This is a genomic window from Sphingopyxis sp. GW821-FHT12F08 (assembly GCF_058806755.1).
Genome location: NZ_JBXAQA010000002.1, coordinates 460,721 through 479,532, shown reverse-complemented (window position 1 = coordinate 479,532; position 18,812 = coordinate 460,721). Strand labels below are relative to the sequence as shown.

The following is an 18,812-nucleotide window of genomic DNA, read 5'->3' as shown; positions in this document are numbered from 1 at the left end:
GGTGATCAGTCTGTCCAATAGAGGCGCATCGGATTATCGACCAGCATCCGCCGTTGCAAGTCGGCGGTCGCCGCGATGCGCGGGATCATGTCGACCAGATGGCCGTCATCGGGGACATTGTCCTGCATGTTGGGGTGCGGCCAGTCGGTGCCCCACAGCACGCGGTCCGGATAATCCTCGACCAGCGGTCGGACCGCGCGTGCGAAATCGTCCCATGGGTCGTTCGTCGTGTCGAGCCGGTCGGGGCAGGTCGCCTTGAACCAGATGTCGTCGCGCGCATCGAGCAGGCGGCGAAAGGCGCGCATGTCGGGGCCGTCGGGGCCCTGCGACACGTCGGGGCGGCCCATATGGTCGATCACCAGCGGCACCGGGATGGCATCGAGGAAGGGGCGCAGCTCCTCCAATATGTCGGCCTCGAAATAGACGACGACATGCCAGCCCGCAGGAAGGCGCCGCGCGACGTCGAGGAACCTGTCCTTCGGTGCGTCGTCGACCAGCCGTTTCAGGAAATTGAAGCGGATGCCGCGGATGCCGCCGTCGTGCAGCGCCTGCAGCGCGGCTTCGTCGATCGCGGGATCGACCACGGCGACCCCGCGTGCCCGGCCCTTCGATACCGCTATGGCGTGGAGCGTCGCGGCATTGTCGGTGCCGTGGCAGCTGGCCTGGACGATGATGTTGCGCGCGAAACCCAGATGGTCGCGCAGCGTGAACAGCGCCTCGGCGCCGGCATCTTCGGGCAGATATTTGGCCTTCGCGCCGAACGGAAATTGCGCCATCGGCCCAAAGACATGGCAATGGGCATCGACCGCGCCGGGCGGCGGGGTGTAGTGCGGCTTCGACGGACTGCCGTGCCAGCTTGTTATCCGCTCCCGATCGTCCTGAGCTTGTCGAAGGATCATCCGAAAACCACTCCGTCCATCAATTTGCGCGCGGTGCGCAGCAGCGCTGCCGATTGCACCGCGCCATCGTCATCGAGGTCGAGGATGCAGCTCAACTCACCCGTCGGATGTTCGACCGACAGCGTCTTGCGCGCGCCCGACGGCACCGCTGCGACCTCCGCGGCTGGCGATCCCTCGATCAGGCAGGCGGTTGCGACGCTCACGGCGCCGAGCACGCCGATCGTAGCATGGGCGCGGTGCGGAATGAAGCTGCGCACGGTCACCGCGCCGCCATGACGCGGCGGGGCGACAAGCATCATCTTCGGCACCGATTTCTCGCGCACATCGCCCAGGTTCATGCGCTCGCCGACCGCCAACCGAATGGCCTCGATCCGCGCTTTGAGCGCGCTATTGGCGTCGAGGCTGTCGCGGTCCTCATAGCCGGTGATGCCGAAGTCGGCCGCCTTCATCACGACGCAGGGCATGCCATTGTCGATCAACGTGACGGGGACGCCATCGACCGTCTCGACCGCCCGCCCGGTCGGCAGCAGCGCGCCGCACGACGACCCCGCCGTGTCGCGAAACTCGATGGGGATCGGCGCGTGGGTGCCGGGCACCCCGTCGATCCGTGCCGCGCCGTCATAGGTTACCTGGCCGCCGGGCGTCGCAACCGTCGCGACCGCGACCTGCCCGGTATTTTCCATGAAGATGGTGACGCGCGTTTCGTCGCCGGTCGCGGCGACGAGGCCGCGCTCGATCGCGAAGGGGCCGACCCCGGCGAGGATGTTGCCGCAATTCTGCGCGTCGCTGACGATCGCCTGGTCGACGAAAACCTGCAGGAAAAGATAGTCGACGTCGACGCCCTCACGCGCCGATCCGGCGATCACCGCAACCTTGCTGGTCAGCGGGTCGGCGCCGCCCATGCCGTCGATCTGCACGGGGTCGGGCGAACCCATGATGCGCAGCAGCAAGGCATCGCGCGCCGCTGTATCGGCCGGCAGGTCGTCCTTCAGGAAATAGCCGCCCTTCGACGTTCCGCCGCGCATCCACATGCAGCGGACGGCCGTCATGTCGCGGCCCCTTCCTGGCGCAAGACCGGTGCCGGCTTTTGCCGAAGGGGCCGATCAGACATATTTCAGCCCCATCGCGGCCAGCTTTTCGCGCATCTTGTACATGTCGAGACCCAGTTCGCCGGCGGCAAGACGTGCGCGCTTGTCGGCCTCGTTCGCTTCGCGCGCTTCGGCGGCCTTTGCCACCTCGGCGGCTTTTTCGCGCGGCACCATGACGACGCCGTCGTCATCGGCGACGATCACGTCGCCCGCGGCGATCGGCGCGCCGGCGCAGACGACGGGGACGTTCACCGATCCCAGCGACGCCTTGATCGTCCCTTGTGCGAACACCGCCTTCGACCAAACGGGGAATTGCATTTCGGTAAGGTCGCGCACGTCGCGAATGCCGGCGTTGATGATCAGCCCCTTGCAGCCGCGGGCCTGCGCCGATGTCGCGAGCAGGTCGCCGAAATAACCGTCCTCGCACGGACTGGTCGGAGCGATGACCAATATGTCGCCAGCCTGCAGTTGTTCGATCGCGACATGCACCATCCAGTTGTCGCCGGGCGGGGCCGAAATGGTGACCGCGCTGCCCGCGATCCGCGCACCGGCATAGATCGGGCGCATAGTGCTGGCGAGCAGCCCCGTTCGCCCCTGCGCCTCGTGCACGGTCGACACGCCGCAACGTTCGAGCGATGCGATGACGCTGGCGTCGGCGCGTTCGATATTCTGGACGACGATACCGCTCATAGGGCTCTCCCGAAGCGAGCCCCCATCATCGGGGACAGCTGATCGGATATGTCTAGGAAACCCGTCCGGCAAAAGACATTCGGAAGTTTGAAACCGGTATAAGGTCATGCTAATTCATCGATCCTATGCTTTGGCAGCTCAATCTTCGACACCTGCGGGCGCTGTCCGCCGTCACGCGGCTGGGCAGCATCTCGTCGGCCGCGCAGGCCGTCAGCATCACCCAGCCGGCGATCACCCAGGCGGTGGTGCGGCTCGAAAAGCTGCTCGGCCTGCCACTGTTCGAGCGGCGGCCCGACGGGATGGAGCCGACCGCTGCGGCGCGGCAATTGTCCGCGCGCATCGATGCCGCGCTCGCCTATGTCGGCAGCAAACGGGTGACGATGACGCAGCTGCGGGCGCTGCTCGCCCTTGGCGAGGCGGGCAGCTATGCCGCCGCCGCCGCGCTCACCGGATTATCCCAGCCATCGCTGCACCGCGCGGTTGGCGATCTCGCGCTCGTCCTCCGGCGCAGCTTGGTCGAACGGCGGGGGCGCGGCCTTGCCTTTACCGACAGCGGACGCAAGACGCTGCGCGCCTTTCGTCTGGCGCGCTCCGAATTCGCGGCGGGGTTCGCCGAAATCGAGGCGCTGAAGGGCGCCGAGACGGGACGGATCGCGATCGGCGCGATGCCATTGTCGCGTGCCCGCGTCCTCCCCGCGGCGATTGCGGCCTTCTATCGCGAATATCCCGATGCGCGGATCAGCGTGATGGAAGGCGCGTGGCACGAACTGGTCGAGCCGCTGCGCGACGGGTCGATCGATGTGATGATCGGCGCGCTGCGCGCACTGGTGCCCGGCGACGAACTCGACCAGCATTCACTGTTCAACGATTATCCGGTTGTTCTGGGCCGGCCCGGACATCCGGTGCTGGACGCGGCGACGACCCGGGACTGGGCCGCGCTCTTGCCCTTGCTGGCAGAATATTCGTGGATCGTTCCCGAGGTGGGCACCCCGCTGCGCGCGCAATGGGCGCGGCTTTTCGACGCGGCGGGCATCGCGCACCCCGCGGTTCCGATCGCCTGCGGCTCGGTCATGATGATCCGCCAGATCATGATCGACAGCGATTTCCTGACGCTCCTGTCGCCCGATCAGGTGGCGGTCGAGCTGGAGGCCGGCTGGCTGGAGGTCGTAGCCGAACTGCCCGCAAATTTTGTGCGCGACATCGGCGTGACGCACCGCGCGATGTGGCGGCCGACGGCGATGCAGGCGGCCTTCCTGCGCCATCTGGAATCGGCGGCGCGGATTGCGGGATAGCCAAGAAATTAGCTAAAACTTATAGGAAGCCCTTGCTTCCGATTGGTCGCGCCGCCGCCGGTTCGGCACGATGAAGGCAATGATGCAGACGCTGACCCTGATCGGCTTTGGAGAGGCTGGCTCGACCTTTGCCCGCGCGGCAGGCTGGGAAGGCGACGCGCGCGCCTTCGACATTCGCCCGGTCGATTTCGACGCGGCCGCGGTGCGGGGATGTGCTTCGCTGGCCGAAGCGCTGGCCGAAGCGCCTTCTGTCATCAGCGTCGTAACCGCCGACAACGCGCTGTCGGTCGCGCAGGATGCCGCGCCGCTGATCGCGCCCGGTGCCTTTTTCTTCGACATGAATTCGGTCGCCCCCAACACCAAACGCGCGGCGGCGGAGGCTATCGGGGCGGCGCGCGGGCGCTATGTCGATGTGGCGGTGATGGCGCCGGTCAATCCGTCGCGGTTGGCGACGCCCTTGCTGCTGGCAGGGCCGGATGCCGAAGCGGGAGGGGCGGTACTGGCCGCGCTCGGTTTTACCAATTTGCGGATCGTCGGCGACGATGTCGGGCGCGCCTCGACGATCAAGATGCTGCGCTCGGTGATGGTCAAGGGTGTCGAGGCGCTGACCGCCGAATGCCTGATCGCGTGCGAGCGCGCCGGGGTGACCGGCGAGGTGCTGGGCAGCTTCGGGGGCGACTGGGCGACCGACGCGGACTACCGGATCGACCGGATGCTCGTCCATGGCGGGCGGCGGGCCGCCGAGATGGCCGAAGTGGTCAAGACGCTGGTGGCGCTCGGTATCGAACCGCTGATGACCCGCGGCACGGTGGCGCGCCAGGCGCAGCTCGGCGGGCTTGGCATCGCCGCGCCCCCCGCAGGACTTGAAGCCAAGTTGGCGATGGTGAGGAACGCAGGACGATGATTATCGATTGCCACGGCCATTATACGGTGCTGCCCACGGCCCACGATGCCTGGCGCGAGGAACAGAAGGCGGCGTATAAGGCGGGCGTTGCGCCGCCGCCCTATCCCGCGATTTCCGACGCCGAAATCCGCGAGACGATCGAGGCCAACCAGCTCCGCCTGATCAAGGAACGCGGCGCCGACATGACGATTTTTTCGCCGCGCGCCTCCGCGATGGCGCCGCATGTCGGCGACGAGGGCGTTGCGACCAAATGGGCATATCGCTGCAACAACCTGATCGCGCGCGTCGTCGATCTGTTTCCCGAAACCTTTGCCGGCGTGTGCATGCTGCCGCAATCGCCCAAGGCCGACATGGGCGCGAGCATCGCAGAGCTCGAACGCTGCGTCACCCAGCTCGGCTTTATCGGCTGCAACCTCAATCCCGATCCCGGCGGCGGCCATTTCGCCCATCCGCCGCTCACCGACCGCTATTGGTATCCCTTCTACGAAAAGATGGTCGAGCTCGACGTCCCGGCGATGATCCATGTCTCGGGCAGCTGCAATCCGGCGATGCACGCGACCGGCGGCTATTATATCGCCGCCGACACCATCGCCTTCATGCAGCTGCTCGAAGGCGATTTGTTCGCCGATTTCCCCGGCCTGCGCTTCATCATCCCGCATGGCGGCGGTGCGGTGCCCTATCATTGGGGGCGCTATCGCGGGCTCGCCGACATGCTGAAAAAGCCCGGGCTCGACACGCATCTGATGAACAATATCTTCTTCGACACCTGCGTCTATCACCAGCCGGGGATCGACCTGCTGGCCGATGTCATCGACAACAAGAATATCCTCTTCGGGTCGGAAATGGTCGGCGCGGTGCGCGGCATCGACCCGACGACGGGCCATTATTTCGACGACACCAAACGCTATGTCGACGCGCTCGCGATCGGCGATGACGCGCGTCACATGATTTTCGAGGGCAATGCGCGCCGGGTTTTCCCGCGGCTCGACGCGCGGTTGAAGGAGCAGGGCCGGTGACGCAGAACATCCACGACTATCTCGCCGAGCTCGACGATATTCCGGGCACGCGCGTGTTTACCGCGGCGCGTGCGCGCCGGGGATATTGGCTGAACCAGTTCGCGATGAGCCTGATGACGCCCGAAAACCGCGAACGCTGGAAGGCCGACGAGCGTGCCTATCTGGAAGAATGGCCGATGTCGGACGAGCAGAAGGCGGCGATATTGGCGCGCGACTATAATCGCTGCCTCGACCTTGGCGGCAATGTCTATTTCCTCGCCAAGGTCTTTTCGACCGACGGGCTGAGCTTTGCCGAGGCGGTGTCGACGATGACCGATATGAGCTTTCCCGAATATCGCGACATGATGCTGAACGGCGGGCGTTCGCCCGAGGGCAACCGATCGATCAAAGCCAATCGTGCCGCCGCGGGCGCCGCGGACAGCAAGGGAGACAATTGAAATGGCGCGTCTTACTGCCGGTGTCGGCTCCAGCCACGTGCCGCTGCTGGGCGTCGCGGTCGACCAGCGGAAAACCGGGGACGATTATTTCGGCCCGATCTTTGCGGGCTATGAATGGACCCGCCAATGGGAGCGCGACACGGCCAAGCCCGATGTCGTGATCCTCGTCTATAACGATCATGCCTCCGCCTTCGACATGAAGATCATCCCGACCTTCGCGATCGGTTGCGGCGAACGCTACAAGCCCGCCGACGAAGGCTGGGGTCCGCGGCAGGTTCCCGAGGTCGAAGGCCATGCCGACCTGGCGTGGCACATCGCGCAAAGCCTGATCCTCGACGATTTCGATATGACGATCATCAACGAGATGGACGTCGATCACGGCCTGACCGTACCCTTGTCGATGATGTTCGGCACCCCCGACAAATGGCCGGTGAAGGTCGTGCCGCTGGCGGTCAATGTCGTCACCTATCCGGTGCCGTCGGGCAACCGTTGCTGGGCGCTCGGCGAGGCGATCGCGCGCGCGGTCGAAAGCTTCCCCGAGGATCTGAACGTCCAGATCTGGGGCACCGGCGGCATGAGCCACCAGTTGCAGGGACCGCGCGCCGGGCTGCTCAACCGCGAATGGGACAATAAGTTCCTCGACGCGCTGGTCGGCGACAGTGATGCGGCGCGGCATATCCCGCATATCGAATATCTGCGCGAAACGGGCAGCGAGGGGATCGAGATGGTGATGTGGCTGGTGATGCGCGGCGCGCTGGGAGCGAAGACCCGCTGCCTGCATCGTCATTATCATATTCCGTGCAGCAACACGGCGATCGGCCATATCGTCCTGGAACCCGCCGAAACATGAACCACGGCGGGGCGGGGCATCGGTCTTTGCGGGAGAGGGACTATGTCGGCATGGCAGGAGCTCAGCGAGCACTTTAGCGGTTTTGAACGAACCCAGAACCGGATCGTCGCGAACAGCGCCGCAACCGATGCCGACTGGCGGCGGACGCTGGTCGGCCTGCGCAAGCAGTTGCAGGACAGCCTGGTCGGAATGCGGACCGCGCTTCGGGCGTGCGAAGTGGCCGGGGCGGAGGCAGCGGCGTGCCGCGATTTCGCCAGCGCCCTGTCGGAGATGCGCAGCGTGTTGGCGCTGCACCAGGCGCAATGGCCCGCCGTGGCGATCGACACCGCCGACGCCGCCTATCAGCGGTCGGTACAGGATTTGCGGCGCGCGGGCAGCGAATTTCGGGACAACGCCCGCGGCCTGATCGAAAAACTGAAGATATGAACGGCGCGGCTGGCGCCAGAACGAAAGTGGAGAATGACATGCGGATTGCCCTTGCCGGTGCCGGCGCCTTTGGCGAGAAACATCTCGACGGACTGAAGCGGATCGACGGCGTGGAGATCGTCTCGATCATCAGCCGCACCGCCGAACAGGCGGCCGCGGTCGCCGCCAAATATGGCGCGCGGCACAGCTCGACCGAACTGGCGGATGCGCTGGCGCGCGACGATGTCGATGCGGTGATCCTCTGCACCCCGACCCAGATGCACGCGGCGCAGGCGATCGCCTGCATGGACGCGGGCAAGCATGTCCAGGTCGAAATCCCGCTCGCCGACAGCTGGGCCGATGCCGAGGCGGTGCTGACAAAGAGCCAGGAAACCGGGCTCGTCTGCATGGTCGGCCATACGCGGCGGTTCAACCCCTCGCACCAATATGTCCACAACAAGATCGTGGCCGGCGAATTCAATATCCAGCAGATGGATGTCCAGACCTATTTCTTCCGCCGCAAGAATATGAACGCCAAGGGCGAGGCGCGCAGCTGGACCGACCATCTGCTGTGGCACCATGCCGCGCACACGATCGACCTGTTCGCCTGGCAAGCGGGGCCGATCGTCAAGGCCAATGCGATCGAAGGGCCGCATCATCCCGATCTGGGCATCGCGATGGACATGTCGATCCAGCTGAAGGCCGCGTCGGGCGCGATCTGTACCCTGTCGCTGAGCTTCAACAACGACGGGCCGCTCGGCACCTTCTTCCGCTATATCGGCGACACCGGCACCTATATCGCGCGCTACGACGATCTGGTGACCGGCAAGGAAGAGACGATCGACGTCAGCCACGTCGATGTCAGCATGAACGGCATCGAATTGCAGGACCGCGAATTCATCGCCGCGATCCGCGAGGGGCGCGAACCGAACAGCTCGGTCGCGCAGGTGCTGCCCTGCTACAAGGTGCTGCACGATCTCGAGCAACAGTTCTGATCGGTGAAGACGCAGGTTACCATTATCGGTGCCGGCCCGGCCGGACTGCTGCTCGGCCATTTGTTGCGTGCCGAGGGGGTTGATTGCGTCCTCGTCGAACGCGCCTCGGCCGGCCATGTGCTCGGCCGCATCCGCGCCGGTGTGCTCGAACGGACGACGACCGACCTGCTCGAACGGTTGGGGATCGACGAACGGCTTCGCCGCGAGGGCCTGCTCGAAGAAGGCTTCTGCCTTGCCGACGGCGAACGGATGATCCGCATCGACACCTTCGGTCTCACCGGCAAGCATGTCACCGTCTATGGCCAGACCGAGGTGACACGCGACCTGATGGATGCCGCCCCCGGCCGCGGGCTGGAAATCATCCATGAGGCGGAGGGTGTGGCCCTCCACGGCATCGATAGCGATGCGCCTTATATCAGCTTTATCAAGGATGGCGGCGAACGGCGGATCGATGCGCGCTTCATCGTCGGCTGTGACGGCTATCACGGCCCGTCGCGCCGCGCGATCCCCGCGTCGGCGGCGCGCGAATATGAGCGCGTCTATCCGTTCGGCTGGCTGGGCATATTGGCCGATGTCCCACCGTGTCACGACGAACTGATCTATGCCAATCATGCACGCGGTTTCGCGCTCGCGTCGATGCGATCGAAATCGCGCAGCCGTTATTATATCGACGTGTCGCTCACCGAACGGGTCGAGGACTGGTCCGACAAGCGTTTGTGGGACGAACTGGCGGTCCGCCTCGGTCCCGATGCCGCGGCACGCATCACGCGCGGCCCGGCGATCGAAAAGAGCATTGCGCCGCTGCGCTCCTATGTCTTCGAACCGATGCGATACGGCAGCCTGTTCCTTGCCGGCGATGCCGCGCATATCGTGCCGCCAACCGGCGCCAAGGGGCTCAATCTTGCGGCCTCCGACGTCTCCTATCTGTCCGATGCGTTGGTCGGCTATTTTCGCCGTGGCGACCCGGACGGCGTCGCCGATTATTCGACGAAAGCGCTGGCGCGGGTGTGGAAAGCCGAGCGGTTCAGCTGGTCGCTGACCAAGCTGATGCACCGTTTCCCCGACGACGGGCCCTTCGAACGACAGATGCAGATGGCCGAACTCGACTATATCGCCTCGTCGCGCGCGGCGCAGACGGCGATTGCCGAAAATTACGTCGGGCTTCCGCTGTGAGCGCGCGCAAGCTCGGCGACCGCGTGGTCCAACCCGTCGGCCTCGGCTGCATGTCGCTCAGCTGGGCCTATGGCACGCCGCCGTCGGAGGCGGACGCGGCGGCGCTGCTCCACCGGGCGCTCGACCTCGGTTACGACCATCTCGACACCGCCAACATCTATGGCGCGGGTCATAATGAGGCGCTGATCGGCAAGGCGCTGGCGGGCCGGCGGCGCGAATTTTTCCTCGCAACCAAGATGGGGATCGTCGTCGATGGCGCACGCCGCGGCGTCGATTGTTCGCCGGACGCGATCCGGCGGGCGATCGACGAATCGCTGCGGCGGCTCCAGACCGACCATGTCGATCTTTACTATCTCCATCGTTTCGACCCGAAGGTGCCGCTCGCCGATATGATCGGGACGATGGCGGACCTGGTGGCCGCCGGAAAGATCGGGGGCGTCGGCGTATCCGAATGGTCGGCGGCGCATGTCCGCGCCGCGCATGCGGTCCATCCGCTCGCCGCCGTCCAGACCGAATATTCGCCGTGGACCCGCAACGCGGAGATCGGCGTGCTTGATGCGTGCCGCGAACTCGGCATCGCGTTCGTTGCTTTTTCACCGCTTGCGCGCGGGGTGTTCGCGGGCGGGTTGCGCGATCCGCAGGCACTGACCGAAACCGACCTGCGGCGAAGGATGCCGCGTTTCGACGGCGAAAACTGGCCGCGCAATTTGCGGCTGGTCGACGGCTTCAACCGGCTGGCGGAGGAGCAGGGGGTCGCCCCGGCGCAGCTCTGCCTGGCCTGGCTGCAGGCGCGCGGCGACCATATTCACGCCATTCCGGGTACGGCGCGGATAGATCATCTCGAGGAAAATTTCGCGCACCGCGACTGGGCGATTCCGGACGACGCCGCAGCGGAAATCGACGCGCTGGTGAACCAGCAAACGGTGTCGGGCCATCGCTATCCCGACGCCGTGCGCCCGAGTATCGATACGGAGGATTATCCATGAAAGCGGTCATCAATTACGCCGCGCGGACCGATTTTCGCCAGTGCTATTACGCCAACGACCATGCGCGCGACACGGTCGTCATCGACGGGCAGGAACATATGATTGCCAACGGCCGCGCCGTGCCGACCTCGCTCGATCGGGAAGGTTTCTGCCTGGTTGCGCATCGCAGCGAGGTTGCAAGCTTCGAGGACCGCGACGCGGTAGCCGCGCGGCACCCCGCCGAAATCATCGAGTTGCTGCTTGGCCAGACCGGTGCCGACGCGGTGTTCGTCACGGGCCCGGGCATCCTGCGCTTTGGCGAGAAATCGCGGCAGGCGGGCCGGCTCAACAATTCGATGCCGGCGCGCTTCGCCCATGTCGATGTCACGGCGGACACCGCCGCCGGTCTGGCCGCGCGGAGTGTCCCCGACGGCAGGTCGCTGCGCCGTTACGCCCAATATAATGTCTGGCGCAGCTTTTCCGGGGCGCCGCAGGATGTGCCGCTGGCGCTGTGCGACGCGACCAGCGTCGCCGCCGCCGACCTGATGATCGCCGATGCGCTGTTCGACGAACCGGGCAAGCCCGAATGGGGGTTTGAAAGCTGGTTGCTCGCGGCCAATTCCGCCCACCGCTGGCACTGGTTTCCCGAGATGACGCGCGACGAGGCCATCATCTTCAAGACCAGCGATTCACAGGCCATGAACCCCGTCCCGCACGTCGCCTTCGACAACCCGCTCGTCCCCGCCGATTGCCATCCGCGCGCGAGCATCGAGATGCGCGCGGTCGCCTATTGGTACGCCTGACCCCGATTCGGGCTATTCGGCCGCGACGGGCATGGCCTCGGCCGCCCGTTCTTCGCGGATCAGCCGGTCGAGGATACGGCGAGCGCGTACCGCGCCGGCATCCTCGGCGAGGACCATCGGTTCCTCGGCCCAGAAGTCGGTACCCTTCATCGCGCGTTGCTGCGCCTCGAGCATCGGGCGATCCTCGTCATTGAACGCGCGTTTGGCGACGGCAAGGAAGCCGTCGAGAAACTCGCGCGACTGGCCGAGATCGGTGTTGGTATATACCCAGAAATAATGGGTGGTCGTATCGGTTTCCGGCGTCACGAAATGCGCCTGCACCATGTCGATCGGCGCCGCGCGATCGCAGCCCGCCGGGCCGACGCCCACGTCGAGATACAGCGTGCCCGGCGCGTCCCAGCGCATATCGAGCCAGAAATCGATGCGCCCGTCCTGTTTCGCCCGATCCCACACCGGATCGCTGTGAAAGGGCATCAGCGCGGCAAACTGGTGCGGCGCAGGCGAGTTCGGAACCCACCAGTCGCTGTGCACCGTATTGCCCTTTTGATAGACCTTATATTCGCCGCCGACGATTTCGCCGTTGGAAAGCGTAGTCGGGTGGACGAAATCGAGGTGGCTGAGGTCGAGCAGATTGTCGAGCTCGAGCGTGTAATTCGCTTTGATATGCGTGATGCCGCGTCCGGCGATGACATGGGTCGATGAATCGAAGAAATGGAAATGCGGGATGAGGGTCGCATCGGCCCGATCGACGTCGCCCATCCATATCCAGATGCAGCCATAGCGCTCGACCACCGGGTAATGGCGCAGGCAAAAGCGATCCTTCGTCATCGCATTGGCGCGCCGGTCGGTGCAGGTGCCGGCGGCGTCGAATGTCAGCCCGTGATAGCCGCACATCAGTTCGTCATTCTTTACCCATCCGAGCGAAAGCGGCACGAAGCGATGCGGGCAGCGATCCTGCAGTGCGACCGGCGTGCCATCGGCCTTGCGGTAAAAGGCCACCGGCTCGTTCAGCAGCGTGCGCCCCAGCGGCTTGTCACTCACTTCGTCGGCCCATGCCGCGACATACCAGGCGTTGCGCAGAAACTGGCTCATCGGTCATTCTCCCCATCGATTATGCATATTTGCATCTCAGGCCAATGTAATTTACATTTAGACTAAATGTCAATATCAATCCTCCGGCTTGACGGAACCGGACCGCGCAGCCGAGAGAAGCCGGCGATGCAAGGTGATGGACCGATCGACTCCCCGGCAAATTCGGCCGCGGCGGATGCCCCGGGCGCGGGCCGCCGGGCGCATGACGCCCAGCGCAAGGAGCGCACGCGGCGGCGAATGCTCGACGCGGCCTTTCGCCTGATCGGCAATGCCCGCGGGCGCAGCGTCCGCATCGAGGAAGTCTGTGCCGAGGCGCGCACATCGCGCGCGTCCTTCTATAATTATTTCGCCAGCATGGAGGCGCTGTTCGAAGCGCTCGCCTATGATCTGGCGCATGATTTCACGCTGGCGGTGATCGCGGCGATGAACCGCCTTCCCAGCGCTTCCGATCAAGTCGATTTCGCGATGCGATGCTATCTTCGGCGCGTGCGCACCGATCCCGATTGGGGATGGGCGATGGTCCAGATCGGAGCGAGTGGCCCATTGTTCGGTGCCGAAACCTTCGCTTCTGCGCTGCAGACGATCGAAGCGGGCATTGCGGAGGGGGAATTCACCGTCGGCGAGGCACGCGTCGGACGCGATCTGGTGCTCGGTACCTGTCACGCTGCGATGATCACGCATCTGGTCGAGGGCAGCCCCGACGACCAGCCCGAACAGGTGTCTCGGATCGTGCTGCAGGGCCTCGGCGTTCCCGCCGATCGCATCGCGACCATGCAGCAGCGCGAGCCCAGTGTAGAATTCTAGGCCGCGGCGATCCCTTGAGCTGCTTCTTCGCTTGCGAGGAAAGTCTGCTCCACCGGCCGTCTGCGTTGGGCAGGCCGTCGGGTCCATCCGCTTGAGGCGGTGAAATGTGGATGGCAGCCCGGTGGCGCGCCTGACAACCCTTGCATCCCGTCTTCCATTCCGGCACAACAATAACAATTGTTATAAATGGAGAGGGCGATGTCGGGGTTTCCAACGCATCCGAACTATGTCGGACTCAACCGGCCGCTCGGTGACGAATATGATCTTCCCGATCTGGCGATCGAGGGCGATATTCCCGCCGAGGTCGAAGGCTGCTTTTTCCGCGCGGTCCCCGATCCCGCCTTTCCACCGTTCATGGAGGACGCGGGCGCGATCCTGTCGGGCGACGGCATGATCTCGGCGATCCGCTTTGCGGATGGCAAGGCGAGCTTCTCGATCCGCTATGTCGAGACCGAGCGCCACCGTGCCGAGGCCGCGGCGGGCGAGGCACTGTTCGGCAAATATCGCAATCCCTTTACCGACAAGCCCGGCGCCGCGGGGCTCGACCGCACCGTCGCCAACACGACGCCGATCTGGCACGCTGGCCGGCTGTTGCTGGCCAAGGAGGATGGGCGGCCCTATCGCGTCGATCCGCACAGTCTGGAGACGCTCGGCTCCTATGATTTCGGGGGCAAGCTGAAGTCGCAGACGGTCACCGCCCATGCGCGGATCGATCCCGAAAGCGGCGAGCTTTTCATGTTCGGCTATGAAGCCGACGGGCTGGCGTCGACCAAGCTCGCCTATTTCATCGTCGACCGCGAAGGCAATCTGACGCGCGAGCAATGGTTCGACGCACCCTATTGTTCGATGATGCACGATTTTGCGATCACCGAAAATTACGTGCTGTTCCCGATCTATCCGACCAGCTGCGACCTTGACCGGCTGAAGGCGGGGGGCGAGCATTGGGTCCATCATCCGGATGTCGATAGCTGGCTCGGCGTCATGCCGCGTTATGGCGATGTGTCCGAACTGCGCTGGTTCCGGGGGCCGAAGGGGGTTTCCTGCTATCATATGATGGGCGCGTTCGAGGACGGGCAGGGCCGGATCCATTTCGACCAGTGCCTGTCGGATTCGAACGCCTTTCCCTTCATCCGCGAGGCATCGGGCATCGCGCTCCAGCAATGGGAACTGAACGGCCGGCTGGCGCGCTGGACGGTGGACTATGCGGGCGGCTCCGATGCGGTGGTCGAGGCCGTCGTCGGGCCGCCGGGTGACTTTCCGATCATCCCCGCCGCGCGCCAGGGGCGGTCCTATGACCATGGCTGGATGCTGACGATGAACCCCGAAATGCGCGGGCCGCCGGTCGTCGGCGGGCCGGTCGGGGCGATGTTCAACATGCTCCTGCGGCTCGATTTCGCGGGCGGTCCGCCGCAGGCGCTGGCGTTGCCCCCGGCGCACAGCATCAACGAACCCGTACATGTGCCGGCTGCCCGGGCCGATCAGGAGGGTTGGCTGGTCGCGGTCGTCGATCGCCAGATAGGGTCCGATGATTTCGCGCATGAATGCTGGATCATCGACGCCGGCAACATCGCCGCCGGTCCGGTCGCGCGGGTGCACATCCCGCATCGGTTGCGGCCGCAGGTGCATGGCTGGTGGGTGAGCGCCGCCCAATTGGCGGCCGTCGCATGAGCAAGATCGTCATCACCGGGGCGTCGGGCCAATATGGGCGGCTGGCGACCGACAAGCTGGTGGCGATGGGTCGCGCGTCCGACCTGATCCTGATCACGCGCAGTCCGGAGAAGCTCGCCGGCCGCACCGCGCAGGGATGCGATGTGCGTTTCGGCGACTTCGACCAGCCCGATTCACTGGCGGCGGCGGTGCGCGGCGCGGACAAGATGCTGCTGATCTCCGGCACCCGCGTCGGGGCGCGTGTCGTGCAGCACAAGGCGGCGATCGATGCCGCGGTCGCCGCCGGGGTCGGGCACATCGCCTATACCAGCTTCGTCGATATCGATGAGGCCAATCCCGCCATCGTCACCGTCGATCACCGCGAAACCGAACGGCTGATCGAGGCGAGCGGCATGGCGTGGACGATGCTGCGCGATGCCCATTATGCCGATGCGATGATCCTCAACGCCGCGCCCGGCTTCATCGCCTCGGGCGTCTGGCTCACGAGCACGAACGGCGCGCGCGAGGCGATGGTGTGGCGCGAGGATTGCGTCGATAGCGCGGTCGCGGTGCTGACGACGCCGGGGCACGAGAACAAGGTCTATCGGATCACCGGCCCGAACCGCGAGAATTTCGCCGAGGTCGCGACGATACTCGACGATGTTCTCGGCTGTTCGATCGAACTGGTCGAGACCGACGACGACGGCATGTACGCCATGTTCGATGCGATGGGAGTCCCGCGCGAACCGGTCGACGACCAGAGCGTCGCCGGCCTTCCGTGGAACAGCGACGACATGGTCAGTTTCGAACGGGCGATCCGCGAGGGTTTTCTCGACATCTGTACCGACGATGTCGAGCGGCTGACCGGCCGCAAGCCGCGCAGCGTGCGCCAGTTGATCGAGGACAATGCCGATATGCTGCGCGGAGGCGGGCGATGAACCGCGCCGACTACGACCGCTATCTGGCCGCGTTCAACGCGCGCGACTATGACGCGGTCGCCGATTTCTATCACGAACCGATCCGCATGGAGTTTTTCGGCGTCCGCATCGACAGCCGCGCGGCGCTCAAGAAATTCTACGGCTTCCTGCACAGCCATGTGACCGAAAGCGTCCATGTGCGCAATTTTGCGGCGAGCGATACGCTCACGGCGGTCGATGCGGTTGTCCGGCTGGAGGCCTTTTGCGATCTCGACGCCGCGGCGCTGGCGGCGGAAGGGCTCGACCAGTTTTTCCCGATCGGGAAAGGCGAAGTCCAGGAACTGCGCCAGTTCATTCTCTACACGATCGACGACGGCAAGATCGCCCAGGTGGAATGCGCCCTCGCGCCGCTGCTCACAGATGCCGGCAGCGCCCGGAGGACGAAGGCCCGGCCCCCCGAAGGAGGCCGGACCGGCCAGTCCTAAAATTTATATCCCAGCGTGACGCCATAGGTCCGCGGCGGCATCAGCGTGCCGCCGATCGCCCGGCTGGTCGAGATGGAGAAGCTGCCAGCATAGACGAATTCGTCGGTGATGTTCTTGACCCAAAGGTTCGTCGTGAACTTGCCGTCCGGTGCCTCGTACAGAATATTGGCGTCGAGCATCACATAGCCGTCCTGTGCCAGTCGGTCGTCATTGAACTCGGTATGATATTGCTTGCTGCGATAGGCAAAATTACCACCGAAGGTCAGGCTGCCGCCATTGCCCAGCACGACTTCATAGGACGGATTGAGGTTGAGGCTCCATTTGGGCGACATGCGCGTCTTGTTGCCCGACAGGTCCGAATCCGGAACTGCGCCGCCGCCCGGGCCGAACAGCGCGGGGTTGAGCGGATCCCTCGAAAAGAAGTTGGTGAATTCGGAATGGAGGTAGGCGGCAGAGCCCTGCAGCCTGAAGGCTGGCGTGATGCGCCACAGCAGTTCGAGTTCGACACCATAGGCCTCCGACTGCGCAGCGTTTTTGAGTTCGCTGACAAAAAACGGCGGCGTGGGGATCGGGCGGGTCAGCGAGAAATGTCCGTTCTTCAGCCGCTGGAAAAAGGTCGCGAGATTGATGTTGATTGCGTCGCCGTCGTATTTCGCACCGACTTCGAACGCTTCGACCTTTTCAGGGTCGACGAAGGGTTCGGCCTGCGTCGGCGACAAGCGCCGCGTCGAACCGATCTCAGCCGTGCCGCTTTTGAAGCCGCGCGACCAGTTGCCATAGATCAGCATCTGGTCGGACGGCCGGAACTCGACGCCGAGCGACGGCGAAAAATCGTCCCACGACCTGCTGACGTCCCATTGCAGCGGATCGAGCACAAAGCCCGTCGCCGCGGTGCCGACCCCGCTGTTGTTGCGCAGCCGGCGCTTCTCCCAGCTGTAGCGGGCGCCGGCCTTGATCGCGAACTGCTCCGACAGGCTATAGGTCAAATTGGCAAAGGCGGCCCATGTCTTGACGTCGAGCTGGCCGTCGAACTGGACGCGGAACGGATCGGTGTTGGTCAGGACATCGAAGCCGATGTGATTTTCGACATTGATCTTCTCGTCGAGGTAAAAAAGGCCAAAGACGCCGTTGAAATTGTCGGTATCGACGTTGGCCTGCAATTCCTGCGACAATTGCTTCTGGAATACGGGCTGCCAGTGATTGGCGCTCGTCCGCAGGGCGCTGGTCTGCGCGAGCGGGTATCCGACATAGGAAGACATGTCGAAATCGTGAAAGAAGATCGCCTCGAAATCGCGGTAGCTGGTCAACGATTTCAGCGTGACCGCATCGCTTGCTTCGACTGTGATCGCGCCGGTCAGCGCCCATTGCTTGCGGTCGTTGATCGGGTCGAAGTTGGTCCGAAGATTGCGCGGATTGCTGGAGAAGGATGCCTGGCTGCCGTCGGCATTGGTGCGTTGGCCGAGCGCGCTGAGGCCGTCATTCGCCGGGTTGCCGTCGGTCAGCACGCCGGGAAAGGAGACTTCGCGAAACTTGATCGCGAGCGAGCGATCGTCCTCGCTGTGATATTCGCCCGTCAGCAGGATCGAAACGGTTTCCGACGGCAGAAACTCCAGATGCGCGCGCGTCGAGAACTGGTTCGCATTGTCGATGTCGTTGCCGGTCAGCTCGTTGATGCCATAGCCGTCGCGCTTGACGGCGCGGAAGGCGATGCGGCCGCGAATATTGTCGGTCAGCGGGCCGCCGACCGCGGCTTCTCCCACGAGGTTGAGATCGTCGCCGCCGACGGTGAGGCGGACATAGCCTTCGAGCTCGTCGGTCGGCTTGGCGGTGATCAGATTGACCGCGCCGCCGGTCGCGTTGCGGCCGTAGAGCGTGCCCTGCGGGCCGCGCAGAACCTCGACCCGTTCAAGGTCGAACATCGATCCGAGCTGTGCCTGGGCGAGCGAGACGACGGCGCCATCGACATGCAGCGCGACCGACGGGTCGACGCCGGGCAGCGAACTGGACAGGCCGATACCGCGAATGAACAATTTGGCGAAGTTGAAATCATTACCGAAACTGATGCTCGGCACCAGATTCTGAAGCGATTCGATACCTGCCGTCTGGGAGTTCGCCAACTGGTCGCCGCCGACGGCGGAGACCGAGAGCGAGACGTCGGACAGCGATTGCTCGCGCTTCTGTGCCGTGACCACGATCTCGCCGGAGTCGGCGGCTTCCTCCGCATCCGCTTCCGCCTCCTGCGCCCCGGCCGGCGCGGCCAGCGCCAGCAGCCCCGAAGCCGTACCCAGCAAAATGGCGCGGATGGGCGCATTGCCTTGCTTTTTCATCGTCTCTCTCCCTGTCGGCCGAC

At 64.7% G+C, this 18,812-nt stretch carries 19 protein-coding genes; 14 read left to right on the top strand and 5 right to left on the bottom strand.

The genetic code is table 11. From position 1 onward, the window contains the following. Positions 1-5: 5 nt before the first annotated feature. From AC1RNQ_RS07100 to ligK, 3 genes are read right to left on the bottom strand one after another with little or no spacing between them, the layout of a single operon-like run. Entirely contained in the window at positions 6-899 is an 894-nt protein-coding gene (locus AC1RNQ_RS07100; RefSeq protein WP_493170023.1) for an amidohydrolase family protein, read from the bottom strand. Then, complete coding sequence (locus AC1RNQ_RS07095) at positions 896-1,948, bottom strand: 4-oxalomesaconate tautomerase (protein WP_493170021.1); 1,053 nt, start codon at positions 1,946-1,948, stop codon at positions 896-898. The genes AC1RNQ_RS07100 and AC1RNQ_RS07095 overlap by 4 nt, the downstream gene beginning before the upstream one ends. Positions 1,949-2,002: 54 nt before the next feature. Further along, positions 2,003-2,677: a 4-carboxy-4-hydroxy-2-oxoadipate aldolase/oxaloacetate decarboxylase gene (gene ligK, locus AC1RNQ_RS07090; RefSeq protein ID WP_493170020.1), complete on the bottom strand. Its 675-nt coding sequence runs from the start codon at positions 2,675-2,677 to the stop codon at positions 2,003-2,005. Positions 2,678-2,802: 125 nt separating this feature from the next. Here ligK and AC1RNQ_RS07085 point away from each other — a divergent pair, with 125 nt between their 5' ends. The 10 genes from AC1RNQ_RS07085 (at position 2,803) to AC1RNQ_RS07040 (ending at position 11,517) form a co-directional block, all read left to right on the top strand. Next, complete coding sequence (locus AC1RNQ_RS07085) at positions 2,803-3,969, top strand: LysR substrate-binding domain-containing protein (RefSeq protein ID WP_493170019.1); 1,167 nt, start codon at positions 2,803-2,805, stop codon at positions 3,967-3,969. A gap of 79 nt (positions 3,970-4,048) precedes the next feature. Further along, entirely contained in the window at positions 4,049-4,873 is an 825-nt protein-coding gene (locus tag AC1RNQ_RS07080) for a DUF1932 domain-containing protein (protein ID WP_493170596.1), read from the top strand. Continuing rightward, positions 4,870-5,889: an amidohydrolase family protein gene (locus tag AC1RNQ_RS07075; RefSeq protein WP_493170018.1), complete on the top strand. Its 1,020-nt coding sequence runs from the start codon at positions 4,870-4,872 to the stop codon at positions 5,887-5,889. The genes AC1RNQ_RS07080 and AC1RNQ_RS07075 overlap by 4 nt, the downstream gene beginning before the upstream one ends. Beyond that, the gene (gene ligA / locus AC1RNQ_RS07070) at positions 5,886-6,326 is read left to right on the top strand and encodes a protocatechuate 4,5-dioxygenase subunit alpha (protein ID WP_493170017.1); all 441 of its coding nucleotides are present in this window, start codon (positions 5,886-5,888) and stop codon (positions 6,324-6,326) included. Before AC1RNQ_RS07075 ends, ligA begins: the two co-directional genes overlap by 4 nt. A 1-nt stretch (position 6,327) precedes the next feature. Further along, positions 6,328-7,176 (top strand): class III extradiol dioxygenase subunit beta, encoded by an 849-nt coding sequence (locus AC1RNQ_RS07065; RefSeq protein ID WP_493170016.1) that lies wholly within the window; start codon positions 6,328-6,330, stop codon positions 7,174-7,176. Between the two features lie 42 nt (positions 7,177-7,218). After that, positions 7,219-7,602, top strand: coding sequence for a hypothetical protein (locus AC1RNQ_RS07060; protein ID WP_493170015.1), 384 nt, complete (start codon positions 7,219-7,221; stop codon positions 7,600-7,602). 38 nt (positions 7,603-7,640) lie between these two features. Continuing rightward, positions 7,641-8,576 (top strand): Gfo/Idh/MocA family oxidoreductase, encoded by a 936-nt coding sequence (locus tag AC1RNQ_RS07055; RefSeq protein ID WP_493170014.1) that lies wholly within the window; start codon positions 7,641-7,643, stop codon positions 8,574-8,576. Between the two features lie 3 nt (positions 8,577-8,579). Next, positions 8,580-9,749, top strand: a complete 1,170-nt coding sequence (gene pobA, locus AC1RNQ_RS07050; protein WP_493170013.1) for a 4-hydroxybenzoate 3-monooxygenase — start codon at positions 8,580-8,582, stop codon at positions 9,747-9,749. After that, entirely contained in the window at positions 9,746-10,735 is a 990-nt protein-coding gene (locus AC1RNQ_RS07045; protein ID WP_493170012.1) for an aldo/keto reductase, read from the top strand. The genes pobA and AC1RNQ_RS07045 overlap by 4 nt, the downstream gene beginning before the upstream one ends. After that, entirely contained in the window at positions 10,732-11,517 is a 786-nt protein-coding gene (locus AC1RNQ_RS07040) for a CmcJ/NvfI family oxidoreductase (RefSeq protein WP_493170011.1), read from the top strand. The genes AC1RNQ_RS07045 and AC1RNQ_RS07040 overlap by 4 nt, the downstream gene beginning before the upstream one ends. Before the next feature lie 12 nt (positions 11,518-11,529). On the opposite strand, the gene AC1RNQ_RS07035 is transcribed toward AC1RNQ_RS07040, so the two are convergent. Further along, entirely contained in the window at positions 11,530-12,609 is a 1,080-nt protein-coding gene (locus tag AC1RNQ_RS07035; protein ID WP_493170009.1) for an aromatic ring-hydroxylating dioxygenase subunit alpha, read from the bottom strand. 237 nt (positions 12,610-12,846) lie between these two features. Between AC1RNQ_RS07035 and AC1RNQ_RS07030 the strand changes: the two genes are divergently transcribed. The 4 genes from AC1RNQ_RS07030 (at position 12,847) to AC1RNQ_RS07015 (ending at position 16,462) form a co-directional block, all read left to right on the top strand. Continuing rightward, positions 12,847-13,413: a TetR/AcrR family transcriptional regulator gene (locus tag AC1RNQ_RS07030; protein ID WP_493170008.1), complete on the top strand. Its 567-nt coding sequence runs from the start codon at positions 12,847-12,849 to the stop codon at positions 13,411-13,413. Positions 13,414-13,611: 198 nt separating this feature from the next. After that, on the top strand, positions 13,612-15,081 hold the full coding sequence (nov2, locus tag AC1RNQ_RS07025) for a lignostilbene-alpha,beta-dioxygenase NOV2 (protein WP_493170006.1): 1,470 nt from the start codon (positions 13,612-13,614) through the stop codon (positions 15,079-15,081). After that, complete coding sequence (locus tag AC1RNQ_RS07020; RefSeq protein WP_493170004.1) at positions 15,078-15,998, top strand: NAD(P)H-binding protein; 921 nt, start codon at positions 15,078-15,080, stop codon at positions 15,996-15,998. The genes nov2 and AC1RNQ_RS07020 overlap by 4 nt, the downstream gene beginning before the upstream one ends. Then, a complete protein-coding gene (locus tag AC1RNQ_RS07015) occupies positions 15,995-16,462 on the top strand; it encodes a nuclear transport factor 2 family protein (RefSeq protein WP_493170003.1) in 468 nt (155 codons plus the stop codon). The genes AC1RNQ_RS07020 and AC1RNQ_RS07015 overlap by 4 nt, the downstream gene beginning before the upstream one ends. Here AC1RNQ_RS07015 and AC1RNQ_RS07010 read toward each other — a convergent pair. Beyond that, positions 16,459-18,789: a TonB-dependent receptor gene (locus AC1RNQ_RS07010; protein WP_493170002.1), complete on the bottom strand. Its 2,331-nt coding sequence runs from the start codon at positions 18,787-18,789 to the stop codon at positions 16,459-16,461. The genes AC1RNQ_RS07015 and AC1RNQ_RS07010 overlap by 4 nt on opposite strands. Positions 18,790-18,812: the final 23 nt, after the last annotated feature.

Coding starts and splice junctions, on each gene's coding strand:
- AC1RNQ_RS07035 (WP_493170009.1), bottom strand. CDS start 12,609: ATGAGCCAGTTTCTGCGCAACGCCTGGTATGTCGCGGCATGGGCCGAC.
- AC1RNQ_RS07015 (WP_493170003.1), top strand. CDS start 15,995: ATGAACCGCGCCGACTACGACCGCTATCTGGCCGCGTTCAACGCGCGC.
- AC1RNQ_RS07060 (WP_493170015.1), top strand. CDS start 7,219: ATGTCGGCATGGCAGGAGCTCAGCGAGCACTTTAGCGGTTTTGAACGA.
- AC1RNQ_RS07085 (WP_493170019.1), top strand. CDS start 2,803: ATGCTTTGGCAGCTCAATCTTCGACACCTGCGGGCGCTGTCCGCCGTC.
- AC1RNQ_RS07080 (WP_493170596.1), top strand. CDS start 4,049: ATGATGCAGACGCTGACCCTGATCGGCTTTGGAGAGGCTGGCTCGACC.
- AC1RNQ_RS07055 (WP_493170014.1), top strand. CDS start 7,641: ATGCGGATTGCCCTTGCCGGTGCCGGCGCCTTTGGCGAGAAACATCTC.
- nov2 (WP_493170006.1), top strand. CDS start 13,612: ATGTCGGGGTTTCCAACGCATCCGAACTATGTCGGACTCAACCGGCCG.
- AC1RNQ_RS07020 (WP_493170004.1), top strand. CDS start 15,078: ATGAGCAAGATCGTCATCACCGGGGCGTCGGGCCAATATGGGCGGCTG.
- AC1RNQ_RS07100 (WP_493170023.1), bottom strand. CDS start 899: ATGATCCTTCGACAAGCTCAGGACGATCGGGAGCGGATAACAAGCTGG.
- AC1RNQ_RS07075 (WP_493170018.1), top strand. CDS start 4,870: ATGATTATCGATTGCCACGGCCATTATACGGTGCTGCCCACGGCCCAC.
- AC1RNQ_RS07040 (WP_493170011.1), top strand. CDS start 10,732: ATGAAAGCGGTCATCAATTACGCCGCGCGGACCGATTTTCGCCAGTGC.
- AC1RNQ_RS07030 (WP_493170008.1), top strand. CDS start 12,847: ATGCTCGACGCGGCCTTTCGCCTGATCGGCAATGCCCGCGGGCGCAGC.
- AC1RNQ_RS07010 (WP_493170002.1), bottom strand. CDS start 18,789: ATGAAAAAGCAAGGCAATGCGCCCATCCGCGCCATTTTGCTGGGTACG.
- AC1RNQ_RS07095 (WP_493170021.1), bottom strand. CDS start 1,948: ATGACGGCCGTCCGCTGCATGTGGATGCGCGGCGGAACGTCGAAGGGC.
- ligK (WP_493170020.1), bottom strand. CDS start 2,677: ATGAGCGGTATCGTCGTCCAGAATATCGAACGCGCCGACGCCAGCGTC.
- AC1RNQ_RS07065 (WP_493170016.1), top strand. CDS start 6,328: ATGGCGCGTCTTACTGCCGGTGTCGGCTCCAGCCACGTGCCGCTGCTG.